We start from the raw sequence: 26,279 nt of genomic DNA, 5'->3' as shown, positions 1-26,279 counted from the left end.
AAATCAATAGGTATTATTAGCAATTACGATGAGAGCTACGGGCAGTAGTTACCACTAGAAAAAAGACTGAGAGAGATAAAAATTGCTAGAAAATCACAAAAAAATATTAATTTTTGGCATCTTGTTGGCATTTTGTGTCATCAGTCTAGGGGCGTATGTACGTCTTTCTGATGCCGGTCTCGGCTGTCCAGATTGGCCCGGATGTTATGGCAAGTTGCTGGGGGTGCCTGACACCCACCATGAAGTCAATGCCGCCGAGGCCGCATTTCCCCACGCTCCTGTTGAAGCGGCTAAAGCTTGGAAGGAAATGATCCATCGCTACCTCGCTGGCATTTTGGGATTAGTCATTGCAGCGCTGGCAATTTTGGCCATTTGGCCACGTCGCCAACCAGTGATTGGCCCTCAAATTTTTCTGGTTGGCTTGGTCTTGGTTCAGGCGGCACTGGGCATGCTCACGGTCACATGGTTGCTCAAGCCCGTCATTGTTACTTTGCATTTATTAGGTGGCATGCTCATCTTGGCCACCTTGGTGGGCATTCACGCTGGTCACACGACGCTCCACATTGACACCGCCACACCGTCACTGAAAAAAGCAGCATGGGCAGTCACAGCCATCATCCTGACGCAAATCGCCTTAGGCGGCTGGACCAGCGCCAACTACGCAGCCATGGCCTGCGTGGACTACCCGCTCTGCCAAGGCCAACTCATGCCTGCGGATATGGATTGGTCACACGCTTTTGTGTTCAACCGCGAACTGGGTCAAACCAGCGATGGGCAAATGCTCAGTCTGCAAACGCTCACCGCCATTCACTGGACACACCGTAGTTTTGCCCTGGTTGTTCTAGCCGTCTGCGTGGCGTTTGGCATGCGCCTCAAACAACAAGATGACACGCGCCCCTTTGGCCATTTACTGATAGCCGCGGTGTTGATACAGGTTCTGCTAGGCATCAGCAACGTCTGGCTGCAATGGCCTTTGGGCTTGGCTGTGTTGCACAACACTGGCGCCGCTATCTTGCTGGCTGTGTCGGTCTACACCACCGTGCAATTGCAGCGAGCCACAAGCTGAGCCTCTATGAAACATCTCATTAGCCTTTCGTTGACTTGCGTGATGCTTCTGGCCCATGCAAGCGCACACGCATCGGACATGACCGAACGCATCAAACCCTGTGAGGCTTGTCACGGCGATCAAGGCCGCGCTGGCCCAGATGGGTACTACCCACGCTTGGCTGGTAAGCCTGCGGGCTATCTGTTCAACCAAATGCAAAACTTCTCGCAAGGTCGCCGCCACTACACCATGATGCGACGCATGATGGACCCACTCTCGGCTGAATACCAGCGCGACATGGCCCATTACTTTGCCTCCCTGCAAGTGCCCTATTTGCCACCGAGCACGCGTGGTGTCAGCCTCAACAGCACACAAATGGCACGCGGCAAACAATTGGCATTGCAAGGTGATGCAGCCCTGCAAATTCCAGCATGCAACAGCTGCCATGGTGAAAACCTCATGGGCAACACCGCCCATGTCCCCAGCCTGTTGGGCTTGCCATCGGCCTACCTTGGCGCTCAGCTTTCGGCTTGGTCTTTGGGTGAGCGCTCGACTGTCGCCCCCGACTGCATGGGCGAGATTGCCAAACGCCTCACGGCCTCCGATGCTGCAGCTGTCACCGGCTGGCTAGCCGCGCAGCATGTGCCAACCCAAAAGAATTCGCTGCAAGCCACGCGTCTTGCCCCCAAGACACGCTGCGGCAGCGCACCTGAACTTCAGGGAGCGCCGCAATGAAACAAGGCTTGCACACCTCCAAATGGCTAACACGCCTTGCCCTCGCCAGCCTGTTGTCACTCAGTGCATGGGTGGTCTGGGACAACTGGGGACGATTCATTCATCCCATTGAATCGGGCATCACCTCAACCACATCTGACGCGACCGACACGCTCGCACGCGGCAAATACTTGGCACACATCGGTGGCTGCGTGGCCTGCCATACGGCCAAGGGTGGCGACACCCTAGCTGGTGGCCGACGCATTGACACCCCCTTCGGCGCGGTCTTCAGCAGCAACCTCACGGCATCGAAAACAAATGGTCTTGGTGATTGGCGCGAGACCGATTTCGCCACAGCACTCAGCTGGGGACGTTCACGCAATGGCCGTTTGCTGTTACCCGTGTTTCCCTACAACCACACCAGCGTGTTCACCCCTGATGATGTGCACGCCCTGTTCTTGTGGCTACAAACCGTCCCCGCGGTCGAGCAAGCACAACCGCCCCACCAGCTCACGTGGCCGCTGGGCACACAGCCCGTGATTGCTGTTTGGCGATCACTCTTTTTCACGCCCACACCTTTCAAAGCCAACCCCAACGAATCTGCCGAGTGGAACCGCGGGGCCTACCTCGTTCAAAGTGCTGGCCACTGTGCTGCTTGCCACGGACAGCGAAACGCCTTGGGTAGCTTCCCCAAGGTAGATGATTTGTCTGGTGGATTTTTATCGCCTCAAATGTGGATGGCCCCCAGCTTGACCGAGCCCACACAAACCAGCCTGAGCACCAGCACACTCAGCGATACGGCCCATTTGCTGCGCGTAGGACAGACTCAACAGGCCCACGCCAGTGGTCCGATGGCCGAATTTGTGCAGTACTCGGGCCAACACCTGACGCAACCCGATGCTATGGCGATTGCGACTTATCTGAAGTCGAACATCAAAGTCAGCTCGGATGCAAACACGCCACTGAATGCGCCATTGGCCGCATCTTCCCCCGCCGCACACACGCTCTACAAAACCCATTGCGCCAGCTGCCACGGTGACAACGGTGAAGGCAAAGTACAAATCTACCCCGCACTGGCTGGCAACCCTGCAGTGATGTTGGCACGACCCGACAACTTGATTCAAATGGCGCTTTACGGCGGCTACGGACCTAGCACCACAGGACAACCGCGCCCTTATGGCATGCCACCGTATTTGTTCACCCTCAACAACCAACAAATCGCCGATGTACTCAACCACATTCGCAGCCAATGGGGCAATCAAGCGCCTGCTGTGAGCCCTATGCAGGTGGACCGAGCACGTGCTGCGCGTTATTAAAAATATTTGCTGGTCAGCGCTTAAGAATTCTCAATTCATACCGATGCCGATGGGATGGCAGAAGAAACGACTGAAGTAGCACAAGAAGATTCCACGGCAGACACCCAAGCGGTGTCTGAGGGCGTTGACGCGCCCGTTGAGGTGGCACAAACCTCTGACTCCGATGCGCCACCCGAGGGCGTCGAGACCGCCGAAGAGGTCGTCGATGCGAAGCCGTCTGGTGAAGATACCTCTGCCGACAGCATGGCAGAAACACCCTCAGTTGTCGAAACAGCGCCCCCTCCCGAGACGACCGAATCAACCAACGCCGAAGTCAATGCTCCGCAAGAGCCAGATGACATTCAGCCTTTCGTCGACAGGGCGTTTGAAACCATCCAACACGAAGTCGAGCACAAAGAGCTGGACGCGTTTTTGCGGGCTCACGTCAAAACTTTCCGCGAAGAATGGGACATTTGGCCTGACAGTGCCAAGGATGCTTACATGCACATGATGACGTCTCAGTTGTTGCAGCGCAAAGCGGCCAACACACGCATCATGAATTACGAAGAATTCAAGTTGCCGGTGCCCTCGGCACAAACCAAATTGTTTGAATCGATCAAGCAGTCACAAGTCAAGCCCCAAAAGTGCGTGCCTGTGCTTTTGCTGCCACCGAATCTACGGCCTACTTACGCCCTGAAGAAGTAGTTTTCGCGGCCAAGTACTCAGCCAAACTGGCGTTATTCAGGCGCACACCACTGTCTTGTGCGACCGCGCCTCGAATCTGTTTGATCAACATCCCTTTGACATCGCCCTGCAGGGCCTGCGAACGCAGCTCGATGTAGCGCACTTGCGCTTTGGTTTTGTCCATGTTCGATTCAAACATGGCCTGCAACCACAAGCCATCGTCGCGCGTACCCGACTCTAGCTCGCGCAAGACCAAGGCACGCACCATATTGGAAGGAGGTTGAGACATGAATCGACTCCGAAAAACAAATGAGTACACCAATTCTGCCAGTTGAAGTAGTAAATTAGCCAAATCAACACCAACGAAACACACCATGCCCGAACTCTTTGGCTCTGATGCCTACGCCCCCAAAGAAATTGCCCTCAAGGTTGAAACCGTGGGCGTTGCCAAAGCGCACATGGCCACCCTGCCCTTGCTCATGCTGGGCTTGCTGGCGGGGGCATTCATTGGCTTGGGCGGCATGTTTTTTGTCATCATCAAATCGGATGCGAGCCTGAGCTTCGCCATCAGCCAATTGCTCGGCGGTTTTGTGTTTTGCTTAGGTCTGATCTTGGTGGTCATCGCAGGCGCTGAACTCTTCACTGGCAACAACTTGCTGGCCATGGCTTGGGCCGATGGGCAAATCACCAGCCGCGAAGTGCTGCGTAACTGGGTGCTAGTGTGTGCGGCCAACTTAGTCGGAACCACCGGCTTGGCCTTGCTGGTGTACTTGAGCGGTCACACCCACGCCAATGGCGGTGCGATTGGCAATACCGTCTTGAAGATCGCGTTCGCCAAGCAAAACTTGGTATGGCACGAAGCCTTCTTCAAAGGCGTTTTGTGCAATGTGTTGGTGTGCATGGCCGTGTGGATGGCCATGGCGGGCCGCAGCGTGGTGGACAAAGTGTTGGCCATCATCTTTCCGATCACTGCTTTTGTGGCTGCAGGGTTTGAGCACAGCATTGCCAATATGTATTTCATGCAGCTCGCACTCATCATTCAATACGCGGAGCCTGCTACTGCGATGAATGTCATTGGCGCTGCAGGCAACACGCTCACAGTGAGCGGCATGTTGGGCAACTTAGGCCCCGTGATTTTGGGCAACTTGGTGGGTGGCAGCGTATTTGTGGGATTGGTCTACCACTTGATTTACCGCGTGGCCGCAGCGGCATCGCCAAACGCGACGCCGTTGATTGAAAAACGTTAATCGTCGGTAGCGGCGTTCATCGCCTCCACCATGCCTTGAAGCAAGGTTTCGGCTTCGTGCGCGCCAGACAAACCTACCTGTCGATTGAAGATAAAAAATGGCACACCCGTAATGCCCATCTCACGCGCGGCTTTGTCGCTGTCAATGGTTTGGCTATGCAAGGCTGAGTTTTGCAAATGCTGCTCAGCCGCAGCACGGTCCATGCCCGCAGACTGCGCAACGTCCATCAATACCGAAGCCTCCGTCAAATCGAGGCCGTCAATGAAATAGGCTTTGAAAAAGGCTTCTACCATTGCATCTTGTTGCAGGCCTGGCTCAGACACAGCGATCAAACTGTGCGCCACTACCGTGTTGGGCTGACGACTGATGTTGTCAAATGCGAATGCAATCCCCACCTCTTTACCGACAGCGGCCACTCGGTCATAAATCGCGGAGGCATCTTCCCCAAACTTGCGGCTCACATAATAGGCTCGGGCCATGCCCTCAGGAGGCATGTCGGGGTTGAGCTGAAATGTGTGCCACTGCACCACAGGGTCCACATCGGGGTGCTGAACTGCTAAAAGTGCCAAAGCTCGCTCTAAGCGGCGCTTGCCCACATAGCACCAGGGGCACACAACATCGGAGACAACATCAATGGTGAGAGTTTTCATGGGGATACTTGGTTTCTGCCACAATGCCCCCAACTGTAGCTCTATCGCCAATTGAAAGAGGAAATAAAACCATGGCCAGCGATTTGATCAAACACATCACCGACTCCAGCTTTGAAGCAGACGTCCTGCAAGCTGACAAACCCGTCTTGGTGGACTACTGGGCCGAATGGTGCGGTCCTTGCAAAATGATTGCCCCCATCTTGGACGAAGTGGCTACCGCCTACGAAGGCAAGCTCCAAATCGCCAAAATGAACGTGGACGAAAACCGTGACATCCCAGGTAAATTGGGCATCCGTGGCATCCCTACCCTGATGGTGTTCAAAGGCGGTCAACTCGCTGCCACCAAAGTGGGCGCCATGAGCAAAGCCCAGTTGACTGACTTTATCAACCAGCAATTGGCCTGATTCTGCGTTAAACGCCCTCAACAAAAAGCCTGCAGATGGTTCGTCTGCGGGCTTTTTTCCTGTCATAATTCGAACCGAATTCACCTTGCAGCCCATGAGGCTACTCGGCTCCCCATCAGGGCTTGAATTCCGGTCTAGAGGTATTTCTCTCCTCGCAGCGACCTCCCCCCACCCTATTTGTTTAACGAACTCCCGTATTGGAGTCCCAAGATGCATCTGAACGAACTCAAGGCACTGCACGTGTCTGAAGTGCTGAAACAAGCTGAAGCCCTCGAAATCGAAAACACGGGCCGCATGCGCAAGCAAGAGCTGATGTTTGCCATCATCAAAAAGCGTGCCAAAGCGGGCGAACAAGTGTTTGCCGACGGCGTGCTCGAAATCTTGCCCGACGGCTTTGGCTTCTTGCGTAGCCCCGACACCAGCTACACCGCATCGACAGACGACATCTACATCAGCCCCAGCCAAGTGCGCCGCTTTAACCTGCACACCGGCGACATGATTGAAGGCGAAGTGCGCATCCCAAAAGATGGCGAGCGTTACTTCGCTTTGACCAAACTCGACAAGGTCAACAACGACCTGCCTGAGAACAACAAGCACAAGGTCATGTTTGAAAACTTGACCCCGCTCTTCCCGCGCGAACAGATGAAGTTGGAACGCGAAATCAAAGGCGAAGAAAACATCACCGGCCGCATCATCGACATCATTGCGCCCATCGGCAAAGGCCAACGCGCCTTGGTCGTCGCACCGCCCAAGAGCGGTAAGACCGTGATGATGCAGCACATCGCCCACGCCATTTCGGCCAACTACCCCGACGCCCACATGATGGTGTTGCTGGTGGACGAGCGCCCTGAAGAAGTGACAGAAATGCAGCGCTCGGTCAAAGCCGAAGTGATTGCCTCGACGTTTGACGAACCCGCCGCACGCCACGTGCACGTGGCTGAGATGGTGATCGAACGCGCCAAGCGTTTGGTCGAACTGAAAAAAGATGTGGTCATCTTGCTCGACTCCATCACCCGCCTTGCCCGCGCTTACAACAACGTCGTGCCTTCATCGGGCAAAGTGCTGTCAGGCGGTGTGGACTCCAACGCCTTGCAACGCCCCAAGCGCTTCTTTGGTGCAGCCCGCAAAGTAGAAGAAGGTGGCTCACTCACCATCATCGCCACGGCCTTGGTCGACACCGGCAGTCGCATGGACGAAGTGATCTTTGAAGAATTCAAAGGCACAGGTAACTGTGAAATTCACCTCGACCGCCGCTTGTACGAAAAGCGTGTGTTCCCAGCGATTCAACTCAACCGCAGCGGCACCCGCCGCGAAGAGATGTTGTTGCCACCTGAGATCTTGCAAAAGACCCGCATCCTGCGCCAGTTCATGTACAACATGGACGAGATCGAATCCATGGAAATGGTGTTGAAGAGCATGAAGGCGACCAAGTCCAACGTCGAGTTCTTCGACATGATGCGTCGCGGCGGTTAAGCCGCCATCAATTCGGCATCAAAAACTCTCGGCTGATACACGCGCCTATTTCATTCACGCGGTCTAAGAACTGTGTGAGATAGGCGTGTAATCCGTTGGCCAAAATTTCTTCGATGCGGCCAAATTCCATTTCCGCGCACAGCTTGCCGGCTCGTCGATAGCTCTCTAACGAGCGGTCATCCGACACCATCGCAATATTGCTCACGACTTCCTTCATGCATGCATGCAAGGAGCGCGGCATATCCGCGCGCAAGATCAACAACTCGGCCACACGTTCGGGGTGAATCACATCGCGATACACCTTGCGGTAAATCTCAAAGCCGGACACGCTGCGCAAAATCGCGCTCCAGTGGTAGAAGTCGTGTTGCTGGGCTTTCTCGCTGCCATCGGCAAATAAGTCGCCATGCACGGCGTGGAACTTCACATCCACCAGGCGTGCGGTGTTATCAGCACGCTCAAGGAAGGTGCCCAAGCGCATGAAGTGCAAGGCTTCGTCCATCAACATGGTGCCCACGGTCACGCCGCGTGAAAGGTGCGAACGGAATTTGACCCATTCAAAAAACTCCCCAGGGTCGCGCTCTAGCAAACCGCCCTTGAGCAAACGATTCAACTCCAACCAAGTTTGGTTTTGTGTCTCCCAGACTTCGGTGGTCAGGGTGCCACGCACCGCACGTGCGTTCTCACGCGCAGCACGCAGACACGAGATGATGGAAGAAGGGTTGCTCTCGTCCTTCACCATGAACTCCATCACGCGCTGAGGCGTGACATCACCATGACGCGCTTGGTAGGCGGGCAGCAACTCGCTGATGGACAGCAAGCCTTCCCACCCCAGCAACGCCACTTCAGCAGATTGCGGCAGCAACGAGGTTTGGTAGTTCACATCCAACAAACGTGCGGTGTTTTCAGCCCGCTCGGTGTAGCGGGACATCCAAAATAAATGGTCGGCAGTACGGCTCAGCATTTTCAAACCTCAAGAATCCATGTGTCTTTGGTGCCGCCGCCTTGAGACGAGTTCACCACCAGTGAGCCTTCTTTCAGCGCCACGCGGGTCAAGCCGCCGGGCACCATTTGCACGCTCTTGCCACTCAGCACAAACGGGCGCAAGTCGATGTGGCGTGGCGCAATGCCGCTTTCCACATAGGTCGGGCAGCTCGACAAACTCAGTGTGGGCTGCGAGATGTAGCCATCGGGCTTGGCCTTGAGCACAGCACGAAACTCCTCAATCTCAGCCTTGGTTGCCGCAGGTCCGACCAGCATGCCATAGCCCCCTGCACCGTGGACTTCCTTCACCACCAGCTCACTCAAATGCGCCAGCGTGTAATCTAGGTCTTCCTTCTTGCGGCATTGGAAAGTCGGCACGTTGTTGAGGATGGGCTTCTCGCCCAAATAAAACTCAATCATTTGCGGCACGTAGGGGTAGATCGATTTGTCGTCGGCAATGCCCGTGCCCACGGCGTTACAAATATTCACATGCCCGGCTTTGTAGACCTCCATCAAGCCCGCGCAACCCAAGGTGGAGTTAGGTCTAAACACCTGTGGGTCTAAGAAATCGTCATCCACTCGGCGGTAAATCACATCTACACGTTTAGGCCCGCGCGTGGTGCGCATGTAGACAAAGTTATCTTTCACAAACAGGTCTTGGCCTTCGACCAACTCCACACCCATTTGTTGCGCCAAGAAAGCGTGTTCGAAGTAGGCGCTGTTGTACATGCCAGGTGTGAGCACCACCACCGTTGGGTTGTCGGTGGTCGATGGGCTGCTGGCACGCAAAGTCTCTAACAACAAGTCGGGGTAATGCGCCACGGGGGCCACGCGGTGCTGACTGAACAACTCAGGGAAGAGTCGCATCATCATCTTGCGGTCTTCCAGCATGTAGCTCACACCGCTGGGTACGCGCAAGTTGTCTTCGAGCACGTAGTACTCACCATTGCCTTGGGCATCGGGCGCACGCACGATGTCAATGCCACTGATTTGCGAATACACCTTGTGTGGGACATCGACCCAACGCATCTCAGGGCGGTATTGGGCGTTGTTCAAAATTTGTTCGCTGGGGATGATGCCCGCTTTGAGAATGCCTTGCTCGTGATACACGTCATGAATGAACATATTGAGCGCATTCACCCGCTGTACCAAACCCTTTTGCATACTGGTCCACTCATGGGCGGGGATGATGCGGGGAATCAAATCAAATGGAATGAGGCGTTCAGTCCCAGCACCGTCTTCGTCTTTGTCGCCGTACACCGCAAAGGTGATACCGACACGGCGAAAAATCATCTCGGCTTCTTCGCGCCTGTCGCGCATGGTTTGTGGATCTTGGCGCTTGAGCCAGTCCAAGTAGTTCCGGTAGTGGGGGCGCACCGCGCTGTCTACAAATGGCAGCTGGGCATACATTTCATCAAACTTGTGCATATCAGGGAACTCCTGCACTCTCTTACGCAAGTAAAGTGCCAGCTCTCAGAATACGTGTTGCCAATAGCGTTGTCTTTGATTTCGCTCACATTGCACCAACTTGGGGTGTTCGCTGCGCCAAGTCGATGCACCACAACGGGGTGTTTGCACCACGAGCACCCCTAAGTCGCTGTAGCGCTGCAGCACATCCGGCCTTGGATGACCGAAGCGATTGCGGTAGCCCGCTTGCACGATAGCGATGCTGGGATCAACCGCTTCTAAAAAAGCTTGCGTCGACGATGTGGCGCTGCCGTGATGCGGCACCAGCAACCAATCGGCTTGCAGAGCTTGGCCGCTTTGTAATAGCGCTTGCTCTTGTGCAGCTTCGATGTCGCCTGCGAGCAAGGCAGACACATTTAGGGCGTGAAAGGCTGCACCGATTGTGCTTCTGGTCTCCAACCGCGAAGCTGTCACGCGCAACACACAACTCAGCGCATTGGGCTTGAGCTTGCGTTCATAGTCAGCCGCGCTTGGGTGCAACACCTCAAACTGAACCCCATCCCATGCCCACGACTGCCCGCGTTCGCAGCGTTGCATCGCACCCAACTGTTGCAGCGGGTGTTCGGTCGCAATCGACGTCAACACACCGGCTTGCGGTTGCATCGCCATCACCGCAGGTGCGCCGCCACTGTGGTCGCTGTCTTGGTGGCTGATGATGATGCGGTCTAGCCGCTCTCCCCATGCACGCAGCAGCGGCACGAGCACGCGTTGGCCTGCATCGGTCTCAGCCGAGTAGCGCGGCCCTGTGTCGTAGAGCAAGCTGTGCGTGGCGGTGCGCACCAACACGGCATGGCCCTGCCCCATGTCAACCGCCACCAATTCAAACGTGCCGTGTGCTGGGCGCGGTGTTTGCCAGCTGAGCACGGGCAGCACCAAGGCCAGGCTAAACCAACGCAGCCACATGGGCACGCGCATGGCCCACACGCTCATGCCTACTAGCGCGGCTGCCCCCGCCCACAAAGGTGCAGCCGGTGCCGACCACTGCGCCCACGACACACCCGCGCACGCTTTGAGTAGCCACACTAACCCCTGCAAAGCCTCTGCCGCCACGCTCCACGCAAATGGCAACACCAGCCCTAGCATGCACAGCGGTGTGATCACCAAGGTCACCCACGGCACAGCCAGCAAGTTGGCGAGCAAGCCCACGACAGACACTTGGTGAAACAGCAGCAAGGTCAGCGGGGCCAAGCACACACTCATCAGCCACTGCTCGCGCCACATGCGTTGGGCGGCGGCCCACAGCGAACTGACAGCGACTTGGTCATGAGAACCAGAAGCAAATAACACCCCCACCGCCACAAAGCTGAGCCAAAACCCTGCCTGCATCAACGCCCACGGGTCTAGCGCCAGGACCACCGCACACACGGTCAGCCACACCTGCATCAAAGGCCAACGCAAGCCATACACGCGCAGCAGCGTGACCACCCCAAGCATCCACACCGTGCGCTGCGCGGGCACACCCCAGCCGGTGAACACCGCATACGCCAGCGCCACGATGGCGGCACATGCACTGGCAGCAATAGGTGCAGGAAGCCACAAGCTCCAAGGCTTGCGAGGCGACCACACATCGCTGCGCCGCCACAACCAGCCCACACACAGTGCCGCCAGCCACGCGAGACCCGTGATATGCAAACCCGAAATTGCCATGAGGTGCGCCACGCCCGTGGCACGAAACACATCCCAATCCGCACGCTCAATCGCCGCTTGGTCGCCCACCAACAAGGCCGCCACAACGCCCGCCATGGCGCGGTCAGACACGCGTGCATCAATGGCGCTGCGCACATGCTGACGCAGCCGCTCCACAGGGTATGCCCATGTACCGCCCAGCCACTTCGGCGGCGCATCTTTGGCTCCGTTACGCACATAGCCCGTGGCTTGCAGGCCCTGCTCCCATAGCCACAGCTCGTAATCAAAACCATGCGGGTTGATGTGGCCATGCGGCGCTTTGAGGCGCACAGCCAGTTGCCAGCGATCGCCGGGGCGCAAGTCTGCGGGCGGGGCTTGCACTTTGTCGTCACTGCCATTCAATCGGTTGCCATACCAACCCAGCAGCAACTGTGGCGGCAGCTGCACCCGTGCGCCATCGTTATCACGGGCCGACTCCACCTTGAAGCGAAACCGCGCACTGTCTTCCATGCGCTGCGGCAAGTTGGCCACGATGCCCACCACGTGCAAAGTGCGGCCTTCGATTGCGGGGTTCAGAGCGCTTTGTGCATAGTGACTGGCCCGTGCGCCTGCTTGTGCAAAAGCCAAAGTGCAGGCCAGCGCACACCAAACCACTGAATGCCAAATAGCGCTAGCTGAAGCACGCGAAAACAAAGCCAAGGCGCTGCGGACAAAAGGAAAAACATCTAGCCGCGTGAACGTAAATCCCCAAGCATCCAAGCGAGCGACGGCATACGCCAACATAAGCGCCGTCGCACCCAAACCCCAATACACCTCACCCGCCCACAACTGCGCCTGCTGCAACTGCAAAGCCGTGCCTGCGATCCAGCCTAAGGCGAAAGGTGTGATGACAGAAAACATGGCCGCATGTTCGGCCCAACATTGCGGAACGTGGGCGATGCCCACTCACAAGTTAAAAAGCCCCAGCCATTCGGCAGGGGCTTTCGCATCCAAGGGTTTGTCGGCTGGGCTTTAGCCCGAAGCAGCTTTAGAGCCGCCGCACACTTCTTTCTTCAAAGCGGCCAGATAAGTGTTGGGGCGAATTGGGTATTCGCGTGGACGCCATTCGTGCACATCGTCCGAGGCCACTTCTTTGCCTTTGCCCATTTGCTTGTCAAAGTAGCTCACAGACAGGCGGACCACGGTGTCGTTCTTGCAGTACATGCGCACGCGCAACATCATCGACTTGTAGCTCTCACCCGTGGGTGTCTTTTCAGCCTTGGGCAAGTCGGTCAACACCCAAGCAAAACGCGAGACATGCACAGGCATAACGGCTTCTTTGTCGAAGTAGTACGTGGCTTCTTCTTCTTTGACCAATTCGCTCCACTCAGCCGAAGCAGGCGCAGCCCAAGCCAAAAGGCTGGTCAACACAAAAGCAACAACAGAAAAATGGCGTGAGCGCATGGTGGGTGTCAAAGATAAAACTGAGTTGCCTAGGGTATCGGCGGGGCATCAGAAAACTTGAGCCCACCTAGGCCACCCGATACGCACCGCTTTGGCGCATCAAGCATGGCGCGTGTTTTGCTAGACAAACTATATGTCTATCCATGCCGCACTCCACCACGTCACCCATTACAGCTACGACCGACTGGTTGAGTTAGGCCCGCAGGTCATTCGCTTGCGCCCTGCCCCACACTGCCGCAGCAACGTCATTTCATATTCTCTGAAGGTCGAACCCGAGCATTTCATCAACTGGCAGCAAGACCCCTTTGCCAACTACCAAGCCCGATTGGTGTTCCCTGAAAAGACGCGTGAGTTCAAAGTCACGGTGGATTTGGTGGTGGAGATGGCGGTCTATAACCCGTTTGACTTCTTCCTCGAACCACATGCTGAAAAATTTCCTTTCAATTACGGCCTGTCATCAGCCCTTGAGCTTGCGCCGTATTTAGTCACAAGCCGTTTCACTCCCAAATTGAAAGCGTATTTCAAGACCATTGATTTCAAGGCCTTGAAGCGAGACCCCATCCGCACCATCGACTTCTTGGTGGACATCAACCGCAGGCTGCACGAAGACATCGCGTACACCATCCGCATGGAGCCCGGCGTGCAAACGCCAGAAGAAACGCTCACCCTACGCAGCGGCTCTTGCCGCGACAGCGCATGGTTACTGGTCAACCTACTACGTCACTGCGGCTTGGCAGCGCGCTTTGCCTCGGGCTACCTCATTCAGCTCGCACCCGATGTGAAGTCGCTCGACGGCCCCAGCGGCACCGAGGTGGACTTCACCGACCTGCACGCGTGGTGCGAGGTGTACCTGCCCGGCGCTGGCTGGATTGGGCTTGACCCCACCTCGGGCCTGCTGGCCGGCGAAGGCCACATTCCGCTGGCGTGCACGCCACAGCCATCAAGCGCCGCCCCAATTGAGGGTTTGATTGACGAATGCGAAGTCACGTTTGAACACGAGATGAAGGTGACGCGCGTGCTCGAATCGCCCCGCGTGACCAAGCCCTACAACGAAGACCAATGGACCGAGGTGCTGGCCTTGGGCGACGAAGTGGACCGCCGACTGCAACACGGCGACGTGCGATTGACCATGGGCGGCGAGCCCACTTATGTGGCGGTGAACGACCGCGATGCACCAGAGTGGAACACTGACGCCCTCGGCCCCACCAAACGAGGGCTGGCCACCGAACTGGTGCACAAACTGCGTGCGCAATATGGCCAAGGCGGTTTCTTGCATTTCGGCCAAGGCAAGTGGTACCCGGGCGAGCAGTTGCCACGCTGGGCGCTGGGTATTTACTGGCGCACCGACGGTCAACCCTGCTGGCACAACCCCGCCTTGTTTGCCGACGAGCGCGAGCCCAGCCACTACACCAGCGAAGACGCGCATCGCTTCATCACCAAGCTGGCCGATAAGCTCAAAGTGGGCGGCGACCACATCACCCCCGGCTTTGAAGACACGTGGTACTACCTCTGGCGCGAGCGCCGTTTGCCCGTGAACGTGGACCCGTTTGATTCCAAACTCGACGACGAGTTAGAGCGCGTGCGCCTGCGCCGCGTGTTCAGTCAAGGGCTAGAGCACACGGTGGGCTATGTGCTGCCCTTGCAACCGAATGGCGTCACAGGAACATGGAGCAGCGGCCCGTGGTTCTTCCGCGATGAACGCATGTACCTCGTGCCGGGCGACTCGCCCATGGGCTACCGACTGCCGCTCGACTCTTTGCCTTGGGTGAGCGAAGGCGACTACCCCTACACCCACGCGCAAGACCCCTTTGCCGAGCGCAAAGCCCTGCCCCACGCGGCCGCGCTGCGTGCGCAGTACGCGCACCACGCCCGTCACACGCACTACAACGCCCACCAAGTGGGCGGCGGGTTTGCGGGCGGCGGCACGGTCAGCTTGCAAGGTGGACTTGAGGATGGCATTCCCGAGTTGGGCCACCCCATGCCGAACAAACACCAGTCGGCCCACTGGATCACGCGCACCGCCATGTGCGTGGAGGTGCGCGACCCCTCGCGCGCCAACGGCCCTGCGGTCGAACGTGCGGCGATGGATGCCCCACAAGGCGTGATGTATGTGTTCATGCCGCCGCTCAGCCACCTCGAGGACTACCTCGATTTGCTCAGCGCCGTCGAAGCCACCGCCGAAGAGCTGGGCGTGCGCATCGTGCTCGAAGGCTACCCGCCGCCACGCGATGCGCGCCTGAAGGTGCTGCAAGTCACGCCCGACCCCGGCGTGATTGAGGTCAACATCCACCCCGCCCACAACTGGCTAGAGCTGGTAGAGCACACCGAGTTTTTGTACAAGGCCGCGTTTGAGTCGCGCCTGTCTGCCGAAAAGTTCATGACCGATGGCCGCCACACCGGCACAGGCGGTGGCAACCACATCGTCATGGGCGGCGCGACACCTGCGGACAGTCCGTTTTTGCGCAAGCCCGAGTTGCTGGCCTCGCTCATCCTCTACTGGCACAACCACCCGAGCTTGAGCTATTTGTTCAGCGGCATGTTCATTGGCCCCACCAGCCAAGCCCCGCGTGTGGACGAAGCGCGCAACGACCAAATTTACGAGCTCGAAATTGCGCTGCGCGAAATCCATCGCAACCGCCAAATTTATGGCGCGGACATGCCGCCGTGGCTTGTGGACCGCACTTTGCGCAACGTGCTGATTGACGTCACTGGCAACACCCACCGCAGCGAGTTTTGCATTGACAAGCTGTACTCGCCCGACTCGTCTACGGGTCGCTTGGGGCTGTTGGAGCTGCGTGCATTTGAAATGCCCCCCCACGAGCGCATGAGCATCGTGCAGCAGTTGCTGTTGCGTGCGCTGGTGGCTCGCTTTTGGGAACAGCCCTACCTCGCGCCCGCCACACGCTGGGGCACTGAGCTGCACGACCGCTTTTTGCTGCCCCACTTCGTCAAGGCCGACTTTGACGATGTGCTGACCGAGTTGGGCGACTGCGGTTTTCAGTTCGACCCCGCTTGGTTTGCGCCGCACTTTGAGTTCCGCTTTCCCCGTGTGGGCGAGCTGCACAGCCAACACATCAGCCTCACGCTGCGCAACGCGTTGGAGCCTTGGCACGTCATGGGCGAAGAAGGTTTCAGCGGCGGCACGGTGCGCTATGTGGATTCGTCGCTCGAACGCATTGAGGTGCATGTGAGCGGCCTCAACCCCAGCCGCCACACCATCACGGTCAACGGCCACGCGCTGCCCCTGCAACCCACGGGCACGGTGGGCGAATACGTGGCGGGTGTGCGCTACCGCGCGTGGTCGCCCGCGTCGGCCTTGCACCCCACGATTGGTGTGCACGCGCCGCTGACCTTTGACATCGTGGACACCTGGATGAAACGCTCGGTCGGCGGCTGCCAGTACCACGTGGCCCACCCCGGCGGGCGCAACTACGACACCTTCCCCGTCAACGCCTACGAGGCCGAAAGCCGCCGCTTGGCGCGCTTCTTCCCCATGGGCCACACGGCGGGGCAAATGGCCATTCCACCCGCGACGGTGGGCGTGGCGGCGAGCAAAGAGTTCCCCTTCACGCTCGACTTGCGGCGCGTTTGAGTGAAGCTTTAAACACCGAGGAGCAGTGAGACAATGCATGCACCGTGCAACAGACCACCTCAGCCATCTCGGGAACGCTCCCTTCACTGCGTTTGATTGACGCCGTGAAACGCATTGCGCCCCAGCCAAACAGCCAACACTTTGACGAACTGCAAGGTGAGGGCTCGCCTTGGCCAAGCTTTTTTGAACAACTCGGACAGACCGACCTCGACGAACTTGACCGCCGCACACAAACACTTGCGCGGCAAGTGCGCGACAACGGCATCACCTACAACGTCTATGCCGACCAAGGTAATCCACAACGACCATGGTCGCTTGATCTGTTTCCGCTCATCCTCAGCCCTGAGAGTTGGCAGCACATTGAAACCGGTGTGAAGCAACGGGCCTCGTTGCTAGAGCATGTCATGGCGGATGTGTATGGTCCGCAGCAGCTCATTCGCCAAGCCATGATTCCGCCCGCGTTGGTGCACGGCCACCCCGGTTACTTGCGCGCCATGCATGGCGTGGCACCAGTGGGCGGCGCACATTTGCACATCGCCGCATTTGACCTCGCGCGTGGCCCAGACGGGCAATGGGCCGTGGTGGCGCAGCGCACGCAAGCGCCATCGGGCTTGGGCTACTTGCTGGAAAACCGCTTGCTGATTTCGCGCCAATTCCCGCAAGCATTTGAGGCCATGCACATTCAGCGCTTGGCCGCCAGTTATCGCCTATGGGTGGAATCGCTCAAAGCGCACACCACCGAAGGAGCCAATGCGCATGTGGCTTTGCTCACCCCCGGCCCCTACAACGAAACATATTTTGAGCACACCTACTTGGCACGTTACTTGGGTCTGACCTTGGTGGAAGGTCATGACCTCACAGTGCGAGACGAACGCGTGTACCTGCGAACGCTGCGTGGCTTAGAGCCTGTCCATGTGCTCATCAAACGCGTGGACGATGCATTTTTAGATCCGCTGGAGTTGCGCCCTGATTCCAGCCTAGGCATCCCTGGCTTGTTGCAGGCTGTTCGTGCGGGCAATGTAGTGCTGGCCAACACACCAGGTTCAGCGTTTTTGGAGTCCCCAGCCTTGTTGGGCTTCTTGCCTGCTTTGAGCAAAAAACTCTTGGGCGAGCGCTTGCTCATGCCCGGTGTGGATTCATGGTGGTGTGGCGAACACGCTGCGTTGTCCTCCGTGTTGCCACAAATCGAGCACATGGTCATCAAGCCCACCTATGCCAAGTCCACCTTGCATGGCACGTTTGAGGCCACCTTGGGCCGATCACTCACCCAAGCGCAACGCGACGAATGGGTGGGGCGCATCACCCGTCAACCTGAGCACTACACCTTGCAAGCCTATGCACCGTTGTCGCAAATGCCCACCTGGAAAAATGCGACCGAAGGTATTGTGCCGCGCTCAGTCATGTTGCGCGTCTTTGCGTTGCGCGATGGCACAGGTCAAGGCGCAGATGCGTGGCGGGTGTTGCCTGGTGGCTTAGCTCGCTTGGCGAGTGCCGAGGCCGACATTGCTTCCATGCAACGCGGTGGCAGCAGCGCTGATGTGTGGGTGCAAACGCATGCCGACGTGGACCGCAGCAGCTTGCTACCCAAATACAACTCGGCGGCCGAATTCAAACACCGCGAGCGCATGGTCACTAGCCGCTCTGGGGAAAACTTGTATTGGCTGGGTCGCTACACAGAACGCAGCGAAAACATGGTGCGCTTGGTGCGCTTGTGCTTTGAGGCCCTGAACAGCGAAACACCAGCCTCGCACAACTTGTGGGCATGGCTGCAGCAAATGGCCCAGCGCGAAGGCTTGGTCCCTGAAGGTCTGCCCGCCACACATAGCGCCAGTGACACAGCCAGCACCGCTCACATGGGCGGTCGTCGCCGCGTGTTTGAACGTGCCCTCATCGCAGGGCTCAACGAAGGCAAGCACAGCACCAGCGTGGGCTACAACTTGCGCGCTGTGCAGCAGGCGGCCTCGTCACTGCGCGAGCGTTTGTCCACCGAGTTGTGGAATGCGATTGTGAATTGTGTCCATCAATTCAACACCGATTGCGCGCATGCGGGCACACCCGGCAAGTTCTCGGCAGTACAAGCCATGCAAGCACTCGATGCAGCCAGCGCGGCACTGGCTGGCATCACGGGCGGTCAAACCGACCGCATGACACGCGACGACGGCTGGCAATTACTCAGCATCGGTCGCCATGTGGAACGCCTAGGCTTTTTATCCTCTGCACTCGAATTGGCTGTGGAAGTCGGCGTGTTTAACAGCACAGCAGACGAATCCGACGCGTCAGAAGACAATGCCTCACACTTTGCAGCGCTGTTGTCGTTGTTTGACAGCACCATCACCTTCCACGCACAGTACCCACAAAGCCGCGAGCTCGCGCCGCTCTTGAGCCTGTTGGTGCAAGACGATGAAAATCCACGCTCGCTCGCATGGGTCGCACGCACGCTGCGTGGCCGTTTGTCCAAGCTTGCAAACACACCCATGGGGCAAGCTGACGCCTTGGCACGCTTGGTTCCGAATTTGCAAGACACCGACTTGGTTGCACTATGCACGGCCAACGACGCAGGTGTATATGCCCATTTGCGCGACTGTTTGACGCACTGCACTGAAGCAGCATGGCAAGTCTCGGACGCCATTTGCGCGCACTATTTCAACCATACCGACGATGCCGACAGCGTGGGAGCCTGACCGATGTTGCTCTACATCACCCACACCACCACATACCGCTACGACCCGCTGGTGAGCACCGCACAGCATATGGTGCATTTGCTACCACACAGTTCTGAAACACAAACTGTCAGCGAAGCCTTTTTGCACATCAGCCCCGAACCAGCCAGCCGCAAAGATGCCGTGGATGTGTACGGCAATGTGCGCACGTTCTTTTCGCTGCCTGTCGCCCACGAAGTCTTGACCATCACAGCCCACAGTGTGGTGGACACCCACTTTTTGCCCTACCCGCCTGTGCAAGCGCTAGACACACCGGCTTGGGAAAAAGTGCGCGCCCATTTTGGGTACCACGCCGGTGCGGCTTGGGATGCAGCCAACGAGTTTGTGTTTGCATCCACTTATGTGCAACCGCACCCCGACTTTGCCGAGTACGCCCGTGCGAGCTTCACCCCAGGGCGCCCCGTGTTGATCGCTGCATGTGATTTGATGCACCGCATCCACACCGAGTTCACCTACGCGTCGGCCAGCACGGATGTGAATACGCCTGCCTTGGAAGCACTCAAAAAACGCCAGGGCGTTTGCCAAGACTTCGCACACATTCTGCTGAGCTGCTTACGCACGCTGGGTTTAGCCGCTCGTTATGTGAGCGGCTATTTGGTAACCCATGTGCCAGAAGGCCAAACCCGATTGATCGGCAGCGATGCCTCACACGCCTGGGTGTCCATCTATGTGCCGGATGTGCAAGAAGACGGCACACTCGCCACCCACGGCCAATGGTTTGACCTTGACCCCACCAACGATCGCTGGGGCTTGTTGTCGCCCGGCATTGATTTTGTAACGCTGGCCATTGGTCGCGATTACGCCGATGTATCCCCCGTACGTGGCGTCATTCACGGCGGCGCAAGCCACACGCTTGAAGTTGGCGTCACCGTACAACCTGCCTCTGAGCTCAGCGCGACCCCTGATTAAAATTGCGAGCCTCACCCATCAGGACTCTTCTCATGAACGTTTACGACCAACTCCAAGCCTTGAACATCACCCTGCCCCCCGTGGCGGTGCCTGCGGCGGCCTATGTGCCATTTGTGCAAACCGGCAACTTGGTGTTTTTGAGCGGCCACATTGCCAAACAAGACGGCAAGGTGTGGGTCGGCCAACTGGGCAAGACCATGCAAACTGCCGAAGGCGCAGCCGCAGCGCGCGCCGTGGCGGTGGACCTGCTGGGCACACTGCATGCCGCCGTGGGCGACTTGAACAAGGTCAAGCGCATTGTCAAAGTCATGAGCTTGGTCAACTCCAGCCCCGACTTCACCGAACACCACTTGGTGACCAACGGTTGCAGTGAACTGATTGGCCAAGTGTTTGGCGACAAAGGCGCACACGCACGCAGCGCGTTTGGCGTGGCGCAGTTGCCGCTGGGCTCGTGCGTGGAAATTGAGTTGATCGCTGAGATCGCTTAATCGAAATCCCACATCTCATGCAGATCAAGGCGGATGAGCGCGAGCAGCTCCGCCGCCTCAAGCTGCATGCGCTGCGCGGCATGCAAGTTGTCGCTGGCCATGCGCCCAATCAGCAGCACATCGGCCAAGGTGCCCTCACCCAAGCTGTAGGCTTTGAGTGATTTGTCGGCTGCCATGCCTTGACGCTGCGCGGCTGATTTCAATTGCTCAGCCGCTTGACGCTTGTTTTGGTAGGCCGACCACAAGCCTTCAAACACCGCACTTTTTTGTTGTTCGGCCAGCACCACTTTGTCGCTGGCGGCTCGCGCCTCGGCCAAAGCCGCACTGTGGTGATGCCACCTGGCCGTGCCCGGCAAGGGCACAGAGAGCAACACGCCATTGACCGTTTCTGCGCCCCCCTTGTCGCGGCTGCTGAACACGCCCACGGTGGGGTCGGGCAAGCGCTCGCGCGAGGCGCGGTCTGCACTCAAGCGCAAACGCTCGGCCTGCAAGCGCATGAGGTTGAGTTCGTGGTTTTTGTCCACATAGGCTTGGCGCAGCTCGTTCATGCTACCGGCCATGGCGGGCAAACCAGGTGCATCGCGCAACACCGTGCCGCTGGGCAAAGCCAAGCTGGGAAAGCGACGCTGCAACACCGCTGCTGCGCTCACACGCTGCGCTTGCGCCACGGCCAAGGCCGCTTGTGTGCGCTCATGCTCGGCACTGGCCAACTCGGCATCGAGCTTGGACACCTCGCCATGCTTGAGCTGCACCTGCGTCATGCGTTGCATCTTGGAGGTGAGCTCTAGCGCGGTGCTGGCGTTTTGCTCAGCGGCCAAAGCATTGAGATAGACGAACCAAAGTTGAATCAACTCGCGCCCGCCTTCGTGCAAGGCATCGGCATAACCGAGCTCGGCATAGGCTTGGGTTTTGTCTTCGAGCGCCGAGTCCACGCCCCACTTGCCCCAAAAACGCAAAGGCGTTTCGATGCTGACTGTTTTTTCATGCCAGCGGGCACCACCACTGATTTGCTCTTGGCGATGCTGAGATGTGCCACGCACGGTGAACTCATGCGGCCCAGCCCCAACCACTTTGGCGCGGGCCAACCAGGCTTCTTTTTCGGCACGCGCCGCTTGCAAGCCAGGGCTGTTGATCAACGCCTCGCGTGCGGCCGCCTCGCTGGGCAAATACACCGACAGGACCGAGACTGACGATTGAGTCAACGCCACCGAATCTGCCGCAAACAAAGCACCGTGCAGCGTCATGCACACAGCGGCACACCAAGCACGGGATGCGATTCGCTTCATGGCTTTCTCCCTAAATGACGTTGCACAAACACAGGCCACGGGATGGCCGTGAGCTCGCCAAAGCGTTCAAACAACTTGGGCAACAGCAAGAGCGTGAGCAAGGTCGAACTCACCAAACCACCCGTCACCACAATGGCCAAGGGGCGCTGAATTTCAGAGCCAGGCCCCGTGGCAAACAGCAGCGGAATCATGCCCAGCGCGGTGATGATGGCGGTCATCAACACGGGTCGCAGTCGACGCTCGGTGCCCAAACGCACCACTTGGCTCATCGGCTCACCGTCCATCAAACGCTCGTTGAAGTGCGTGACCATCACCACCCCGTTGAGCACCGCAATGCCCAGCAAAGCAATGAAGCCCACCGAGGCAGGCACCGACAAATATTCGCCCGACACCGCCAAGGCCACCACCCCGCCGACCAAGGCAAACGGGATGTTGAGAAACACAATGACCGCTTGCACGGCGGAGCCAAAGGTAAACACCAAGATGGTGAAGATCAAGGCCATGGCCGCCGGAATGACCAACCCCAAACGCGCAGCTGCGCGCTGTTGGTTTTCAAACTGACCGCCCCATACCAAGTGCACGCCCTCAGGCAACTGCAAAGCAGCCACGGCTTTTTGGGCGTCAGCCACATAGCCCGTGAGATCGCGGCCATCGACCGACACCTGCACGCTGGCAAAACGCTGGCTTTGTTCGTGGTCGACGCGAATGGGACCATCCATCAAGCGCACCTCCGCCAGCGAGCTGACCAACCAGTTGCGACCATCCGGCGCATGCATCGCGATGTTTTTAAATGTCTCCACACTTTGCCGCGCCGCCTCTTGGCCTTTGATGACCAAGGGCACACGCACCCCGTCTTGCAGCACAACACCCAACGTCTCGCCCTCAATTTGATTTTTCAAGGCTTGCTGGAAACTCTCCACACTGAAGCCCGCTTGACCCAAGGCCGTGCGGTTCAAACTCACGGTCACGTATTGCAAGCCTTCGGCTTTGGGCGCAATCACCTCAGCGGCCCCTTCGACCTTGCGAACGGCTTCGGCGATTTGCCGTGCAGCGGTGTTGATGTGCTCAAGGTTGCTGCCAAACACTTTCACAATCACATCACCGCGAGCACCTGTGAGCATTTCAGACACGCGCATTTCAATCGGTTGTGTGAAGCCGTAGACCAAACCAGGAAATCCGTCTAACACTTCACGTAAATGGCGGATGACATCGTCCTTGTTGCCGCGCCACGTGTTTTTGGGTTGCAGAACTAAGAAGGTATCGGTCTCGTTCAAGCCCATGGGGTCCAAGCCTAATTCATCAGAGCCTGTGCGCGCTACGATAGATTTAACCTCTGGCACATTGTCCAAAATGGCTTGCTGCACACGGGTGTCCATTTCCAGCGAGGACGCCAGTGAGATGGATGGGATCTTCTGCAATTGCACCAACACATCGCCCTCGTCCAATGTGGGCATGAAGGTTTTGCCCACCAGGGTGTACAGCACCACCGCGACCACCAATGAGCCGAGTGACACACGATACAACCACTGAGCTTGGGCCCACACACGGTCACGCCAGCGCACGTATAGCGCGTGAAGTTTTTGCACCACAGGCGGCTCATGTGTGCCCTCTTCCTGCAACAGCCAAGAGGCCAAGGCGGGAATCACCGTGAATGCCATGAGCAGCGAGGACGACAACGCCATGACGATGGTGAGTGCCACTGGTACAAACAACTTTCCCTCCAAACCTTCGAGGGTGAGCAAAGGCAAGAACACCACGCCAATGATGAGCACGCCCGAAGTCACCGGCTTGACCACTTGCTCTACCGCACGCAATAAGATTTCTGTTTTGCTCAAACCGTGTTTGCCCGTGTGCGTAGCGAACGCGGCCTCGATGTTCTCGACCACCACCACCGCTGCATCGACCAACATGCCCAGCGCAATCGCCAGCCCTCCCAAGCTCATCAGGTTAGCGGTCAAACCAAACGCACGCATGAGCAAAAACGTCGAGAGCAAGGACAACGGCAAGGCCACTGCCACCACCAATGCTGCACGCATGCCGCCTAAAAATACATACAAGGTGATACACACCAAGACTGAGGCTTCGATGAGTGCGCGAATCACGGTGTTGGCCGCACGCTCCACCAATTCGCCTCGGTTGTAGAAAGTATGAACTGTCATACCTTTGGGTAATCGTGGAGCGAGCTCGGTAAGCTTGGCATCCACGGCCGTGACCAACTCCCGCGCATTCACCCCTCGCATACCCAGCACCAGCCCTTCTACAGCTTCGCCTTGTCCATCGTGGGTCACTGCGCCATACCGCGTGAGTGCACCTAGGGTGACCGTGGCCACATCATCCAACTGAACCTTGCGCTGTTGGCTGATTGGAAGACGCAGGGCTCGCAGATCGTCTAGCGTTTTCACTGCGCCCTCAACGCGCACGACCAAGGCCTCTTCGCCGGCAGTAATGCGACCTGCACCATCGTTGCTGTTGTTACTTTGCAAGGCTTCGCGCAGATCGCTCAAGCGCACGCCCAAGGTAGCCATCTTGGCGCTGTGCGGAATCACCTCAAAACTTTGGACCTCGCCGCCGAGCGAGTTGACTTCGGCCACACCGGCGATGATGCGCAACTCGGGACGAATCACCCAATCGAGTGCACGGCGACGCTCGGCCAAGCTGTAGTCCGCACCTTCGACGGTGAACATGTAGACCTCGCTCAGCGGCGTGCTGATGGGGGCCAAGCCGCCGCTCACACTGGCGGGCAAGTCGCGCATCACACCATTCAAGCGCTCGGACACTTGTTGGCGTGCCCAGTAAATGTCAACGCCTTCGTCAAAGTCAATCGTGATGTCGGCAATGCCGTATTTAGAGATGGAACGAACGATGCGTTTGTTGGGGATGCTGAGCATTTCTTGCTCAATGGGCTTGACAACCCGCTGCTCCACCTCTTCGGGTGTCATGCCAGGAATTTTGAGAATGACCTTGGCTTGCGTGGGCGAGATATCGGGGAACGCGTCAATCGGCAAGTGGAACCACGCATACACGCCAGCCAGCGCCAGCAGCAGCGCACAACCCAGCGTGAGACCACGAAATCGCAGGCTCAGACGAATGAGGTAATCAAACATCACTCGTCCTTTTGCAGCAAACCGCGCAAAGCCGCAATGCCCGACACCGCCACTTTGCGTTGAGGCGTCAAGGCGGCTTCGACAAACGCCGTGTCGTCCGACGAGGACAGCACGTTCACGGGCACGGCCTCAAAGCCTTGCTCAGTGGTGACAAACAGCCACGGCTTGCCGCGCCATTGGGTGAGTGCACGTGCGGGCACCAGCCACTGCGTATCGGGCTTGGCCGTCGCACCTTTGCCCTTGGGATGCACCGTGACCGAGACGAGCTCGCCCGCTTGCAAGCTGCCGCGTTGCGTCACACTGGCGCGGGCACGGGCAGATTGGGCCGCATCGACCGAGCGGGTCACGCCCAAGAGCTTGGCTTTGGCGTTGCGCGCTGGAATTGAAATTTCATCACCCGCTTGCATGAGCGAGGCTTTCTCGTTGGAGAGCTGCATGTCCAACTGCAGCTGGCTGCTGTCAGCCACTTTGACCAACACACTGCCCGCCTCCACACGCTGGCCCACAGTACCTGCTGTGTCCACCACCACACCGGCAATCGGCGCTTTCAAGGTGCCGGTGGCGTAGCTGGTGTTGGCGTCAAAGCGCACACCGGCAGCCGACAACTCGGCTTCGCGCGAATGCAGCTGCGCTTGTGCGGCTTCTTGCTTGGCACGACTGAGCTGCAAGCGTACGGCTGGGATGATGCCCTCGTCAAACATGGCTTGGTCGCGTTGGGCTGCGGCGCTGGCGTTTTTGTAGTCGAGTGCGGCTTCATTCAATTGACGCCGCGCGTCCCCCAGCATGGGGCTGGTGAACTGCACCAAGGGTGTACCGGCTTTCACCGTGTCGCCGACGCCCACCAACCAACGTGACACTTGGCCCGGGTACGGTGCAGATACGGCCACCTCTTTGCCGGGCGGGGCCACGACCGAGGCGGTGACCAACACAGCCCCCGCATTGGCTGCCTGTAGAGGCGCGACTTGCACGCCCAACGCCGTTTGTTGTTTGCTACTCAGCGGCAAGGCGACCGATGTCGCTGTTTGCGCCCATGCGCTCGGACTGGCCCAAGCACAAGCGAAGACAAAAAAAATAAAACGAGGAATTTGAATCACAACGGACTCCCACAGATGGAATGAAAACGGCCTCGCAACGAAGCAAGGCAACGTGAC

At 58.0% G+C, this 26,279-nt stretch carries 20 protein-coding genes; 11 read left to right on the top strand and 9 right to left on the bottom strand.

Features of this window, described 5'->3' with window-relative positions; all coding sequences use genetic code 11:
• Positions 1-82 precede the first annotated feature (82 nt).
• From QMG27_RS05615 to QMG27_RS05600, 4 genes are read left to right on the top strand one after another with little or no spacing between them, the layout of a single operon-like run.
• Positions 83-1,066: a COX15/CtaA family protein gene (locus tag QMG27_RS05615; protein ID WP_281814128.1), complete on the top strand. Its 984-nt coding sequence runs from the start codon at positions 83-85 to the stop codon at positions 1,064-1,066.
• A 6-nt stretch (positions 1,067-1,072) separates the two neighbouring features.
• Positions 1,073-1,780, top strand: coding sequence for a c-type cytochrome (locus QMG27_RS05610; RefSeq protein WP_281814126.1), 708 nt, complete (start codon positions 1,073-1,075; stop codon positions 1,778-1,780).
• A complete protein-coding gene (locus tag QMG27_RS05605) occupies positions 1,777-3,075 on the top strand; it encodes a cytochrome c (protein WP_281814124.1) in 1,299 nt (432 codons plus the stop codon). The genes QMG27_RS05610 and QMG27_RS05605 overlap by 4 nt, the downstream gene beginning before the upstream one ends.
• Before the next feature lie 54 nt (positions 3,076-3,129).
• A complete protein-coding gene (locus tag QMG27_RS05600) occupies positions 3,130-3,759 on the top strand; it encodes a hypothetical protein (RefSeq protein WP_281814122.1) in 630 nt (209 codons plus the stop codon).
• On the opposite strand, the gene QMG27_RS05595 is transcribed toward QMG27_RS05600, so the two are convergent.
• Positions 3,737-4,027, bottom strand: a complete 291-nt coding sequence (locus QMG27_RS05595) for a hypothetical protein (RefSeq protein WP_281814120.1) — start codon at positions 4,025-4,027, stop codon at positions 3,737-3,739. The two genes, QMG27_RS05600 and QMG27_RS05595, sit on opposite strands and share 23 nt — an antisense overlap.
• An 85-nt stretch (positions 4,028-4,112) precedes the next feature.
• Between QMG27_RS05595 and QMG27_RS05590 the strand changes: the two genes are divergently transcribed.
• Positions 4,113-4,985, top strand: a complete 873-nt coding sequence (locus QMG27_RS05590) for a formate/nitrite transporter family protein (RefSeq protein WP_281814118.1) — start codon at positions 4,113-4,115, stop codon at positions 4,983-4,985.
• Here the strand turns inward: QMG27_RS05590 and QMG27_RS05585 are convergent.
• The gene (locus QMG27_RS05585; protein ID WP_281814116.1) at positions 4,982-5,635 is read right to left on the bottom strand and encodes a DsbA family oxidoreductase; all 654 of its coding nucleotides are present in this window, start codon (positions 5,633-5,635) and stop codon (positions 4,982-4,984) included. The genes QMG27_RS05590 and QMG27_RS05585 overlap by 4 nt on opposite strands.
• Before the next feature lie 71 nt (positions 5,636-5,706).
• On the opposite strand from QMG27_RS05585, the gene trxA reads away from it, so the two are divergent.
• Both trxA and rho read left to right on the top strand, forming a co-directional pair.
• Entirely contained in the window at positions 5,707-6,039 is a 333-nt protein-coding gene (gene trxA, locus QMG27_RS05580) for a thioredoxin TrxA (protein ID WP_108283933.1), read from the top strand.
• A 210-nt stretch (positions 6,040-6,249) separates the two neighbouring features.
• Positions 6,250-7,512 carry a transcription termination factor Rho gene (gene rho, locus QMG27_RS05575; protein ID WP_281814112.1) on the top strand — a complete coding sequence of 421 codons (1,263 nt, stop codon included), beginning with the start codon at positions 6,250-6,252 and terminating at the stop codon, positions 7,510-7,512.
• A 7-nt stretch (positions 7,513-7,519) separates the two neighbouring features.
• Here the strand turns inward: rho and QMG27_RS05570 are convergent, their stop codons facing one another.
• The 4 genes from QMG27_RS05570 to QMG27_RS05555 all read right to left on the bottom strand — a co-directional run bounded on the left by QMG27_RS05570 (position 7,520) and on the right by QMG27_RS05555 (position 13,029).
• Complete coding sequence (locus QMG27_RS05570) at positions 7,520-8,473, bottom strand: alpha-E domain-containing protein (protein WP_281814110.1); 954 nt, start codon at positions 8,471-8,473, stop codon at positions 7,520-7,522.
• Positions 8,474-8,475: 2 nt separating this feature from the next.
• Positions 8,476-9,921: a circularly permuted type 2 ATP-grasp protein gene (locus QMG27_RS05565; protein WP_281814108.1), complete on the bottom strand. Its 1,446-nt coding sequence runs from the start codon at positions 9,919-9,921 to the stop codon at positions 8,476-8,478.
• 45 nt (positions 9,922-9,966) lie between these two features.
• Positions 9,967-12,486 (bottom strand): DNA internalization-related competence protein ComEC/Rec2, encoded by a 2,520-nt coding sequence (locus tag QMG27_RS05560; protein WP_281814106.1) that lies wholly within the window; start codon positions 12,484-12,486, stop codon positions 9,967-9,969.
• Positions 12,487-12,597: 111 nt separating this feature from the next.
• Positions 12,598-13,029, bottom strand: a complete 432-nt coding sequence (locus QMG27_RS05555; protein ID WP_281814104.1) for a surface-adhesin E family protein — start codon at positions 13,027-13,029, stop codon at positions 12,598-12,600.
• A gap of 133 nt (positions 13,030-13,162) precedes the next feature.
• Between QMG27_RS05555 and QMG27_RS05550 the strand changes: the two genes are divergently transcribed.
• Genes QMG27_RS05550 through QMG27_RS05535 form a run of 4 tightly spaced genes read left to right on the top strand, consistent with a single transcriptional unit; the run spans position 13,163 to position 20,738 of the window.
• Complete coding sequence (locus QMG27_RS05550; protein ID WP_281814102.1) at positions 13,163-16,621, top strand: transglutaminase family protein; 3,459 nt, start codon at positions 13,163-13,165, stop codon at positions 16,619-16,621.
• Between the two features lie 44 nt (positions 16,622-16,665).
• Positions 16,666-19,302 (top strand): circularly permuted type 2 ATP-grasp protein, encoded by a 2,637-nt coding sequence (locus QMG27_RS05545; RefSeq protein ID WP_281814100.1) that lies wholly within the window; start codon positions 16,666-16,668, stop codon positions 19,300-19,302.
• Between the two features lie 3 nt (positions 19,303-19,305).
• A complete protein-coding gene (locus tag QMG27_RS05540) occupies positions 19,306-20,250 on the top strand; it encodes a transglutaminase family protein (RefSeq protein ID WP_281814098.1) in 945 nt (314 codons plus the stop codon).
• Positions 20,251-20,282: 32 nt separating this feature from the next.
• The gene (locus QMG27_RS05535; RefSeq protein ID WP_281814096.1) at positions 20,283-20,738 is read left to right on the top strand and encodes a RidA family protein; all 456 of its coding nucleotides are present in this window, start codon (positions 20,283-20,285) and stop codon (positions 20,736-20,738) included.
• On the opposite strand, the gene QMG27_RS05530 is transcribed toward QMG27_RS05535, so the two are convergent.
• From QMG27_RS05530 to QMG27_RS05520, 3 genes are read right to left on the bottom strand one after another with little or no spacing between them, the layout of a single operon-like run.
• Entirely contained in the window at positions 20,735-22,024 is a 1,290-nt protein-coding gene (locus QMG27_RS05530; RefSeq protein WP_281814094.1) for a TolC family protein, read from the bottom strand. The genes QMG27_RS05535 and QMG27_RS05530 overlap by 4 nt on opposite strands.
• Complete coding sequence (locus tag QMG27_RS05525; RefSeq protein ID WP_281814092.1) at positions 22,021-25,128, bottom strand: CusA/CzcA family heavy metal efflux RND transporter; 3,108 nt, start codon at positions 25,126-25,128, stop codon at positions 22,021-22,023. The genes QMG27_RS05530 and QMG27_RS05525 overlap by 4 nt, the downstream gene beginning before the upstream one ends.
• On the bottom strand, positions 25,128-26,222 hold the full coding sequence (locus tag QMG27_RS05520; RefSeq protein WP_281814090.1) for an efflux RND transporter periplasmic adaptor subunit: 1,095 nt from the start codon (positions 26,220-26,222) through the stop codon (positions 25,128-25,130). The genes QMG27_RS05525 and QMG27_RS05520 overlap by 1 nt, the downstream gene beginning before the upstream one ends.
• Positions 26,223-26,279: the final 57 nt, after the last annotated feature.

The sequence above is a fragment of the Limnohabitans sp. MORI2 genome (genome assembly GCF_027925025.1).
Classification (GTDB): Bacteria; Pseudomonadota; Gammaproteobacteria; order Burkholderiales; family Burkholderiaceae_C; genus Limnohabitans.
This window is presented reverse-complemented; position numbering and strand designations above follow the sequence as displayed.

Coding starts and splice junctions, on each gene's coding strand:
- QMG27_RS05610 (WP_281814126.1), top strand. CDS start 1,073: ATGAAACATCTCATTAGCCTTTCGTTGACTTGCGTGATGCTTCTGGCC.
- QMG27_RS05605 (WP_281814124.1), top strand. CDS start 1,777: ATGAAACAAGGCTTGCACACCTCCAAATGGCTAACACGCCTTGCCCTC.
- QMG27_RS05600 (WP_281814122.1), top strand. CDS start 3,130: ATGGCAGAAGAAACGACTGAAGTAGCACAAGAAGATTCCACGGCAGAC.
- QMG27_RS05595 (WP_281814120.1), bottom strand. CDS start 4,027: ATGTCTCAACCTCCTTCCAATATGGTGCGTGCCTTGGTCTTGCGCGAG.
- QMG27_RS05590 (WP_281814118.1), top strand. CDS start 4,113: ATGCCCGAACTCTTTGGCTCTGATGCCTACGCCCCCAAAGAAATTGCC.
- QMG27_RS05585 (WP_281814116.1), bottom strand. CDS start 5,635: ATGAAAACTCTCACCATTGATGTTGTCTCCGATGTTGTGTGCCCCTGG.
- trxA (WP_108283933.1), top strand. CDS start 5,707: ATGGCCAGCGATTTGATCAAACACATCACCGACTCCAGCTTTGAAGCA.
- rho (WP_281814112.1), top strand. CDS start 6,250: ATGCATCTGAACGAACTCAAGGCACTGCACGTGTCTGAAGTGCTGAAA.
- QMG27_RS05570 (WP_281814110.1), bottom strand. CDS start 8,473: ATGCTGAGCCGTACTGCCGACCATTTATTTTGGATGTCCCGCTACACC.
- QMG27_RS05565 (WP_281814108.1), bottom strand. CDS start 9,921: ATGCACAAGTTTGATGAAATGTATGCCCAGCTGCCATTTGTAGACAGC.
- QMG27_RS05560 (WP_281814106.1), bottom strand. CDS start 12,486: ATGTTTTCTGTCATCACACCTTTCGCCTTAGGCTGGATCGCAGGCACG.
- QMG27_RS05555 (WP_281814104.1), bottom strand. CDS start 13,029: ATGCGCTCACGCCATTTTTCTGTTGTTGCTTTTGTGTTGACCAGCCTT.
- QMG27_RS05550 (WP_281814102.1), top strand. CDS start 13,163: ATGTCTATCCATGCCGCACTCCACCACGTCACCCATTACAGCTACGAC.
- QMG27_RS05540 (WP_281814098.1), top strand. CDS start 19,306: ATGTTGCTCTACATCACCCACACCACCACATACCGCTACGACCCGCTG.
- QMG27_RS05535 (WP_281814096.1), top strand. CDS start 20,283: ATGAACGTTTACGACCAACTCCAAGCCTTGAACATCACCCTGCCCCCC.
- QMG27_RS05530 (WP_281814094.1), bottom strand. CDS start 22,024: ATGAAGCGAATCGCATCCCGTGCTTGGTGTGCCGCTGTGTGCATGACG.
- QMG27_RS05525 (WP_281814092.1), bottom strand. CDS start 25,128: ATGTTTGATTACCTCATTCGTCTGAGCCTGCGATTTCGTGGTCTCACG.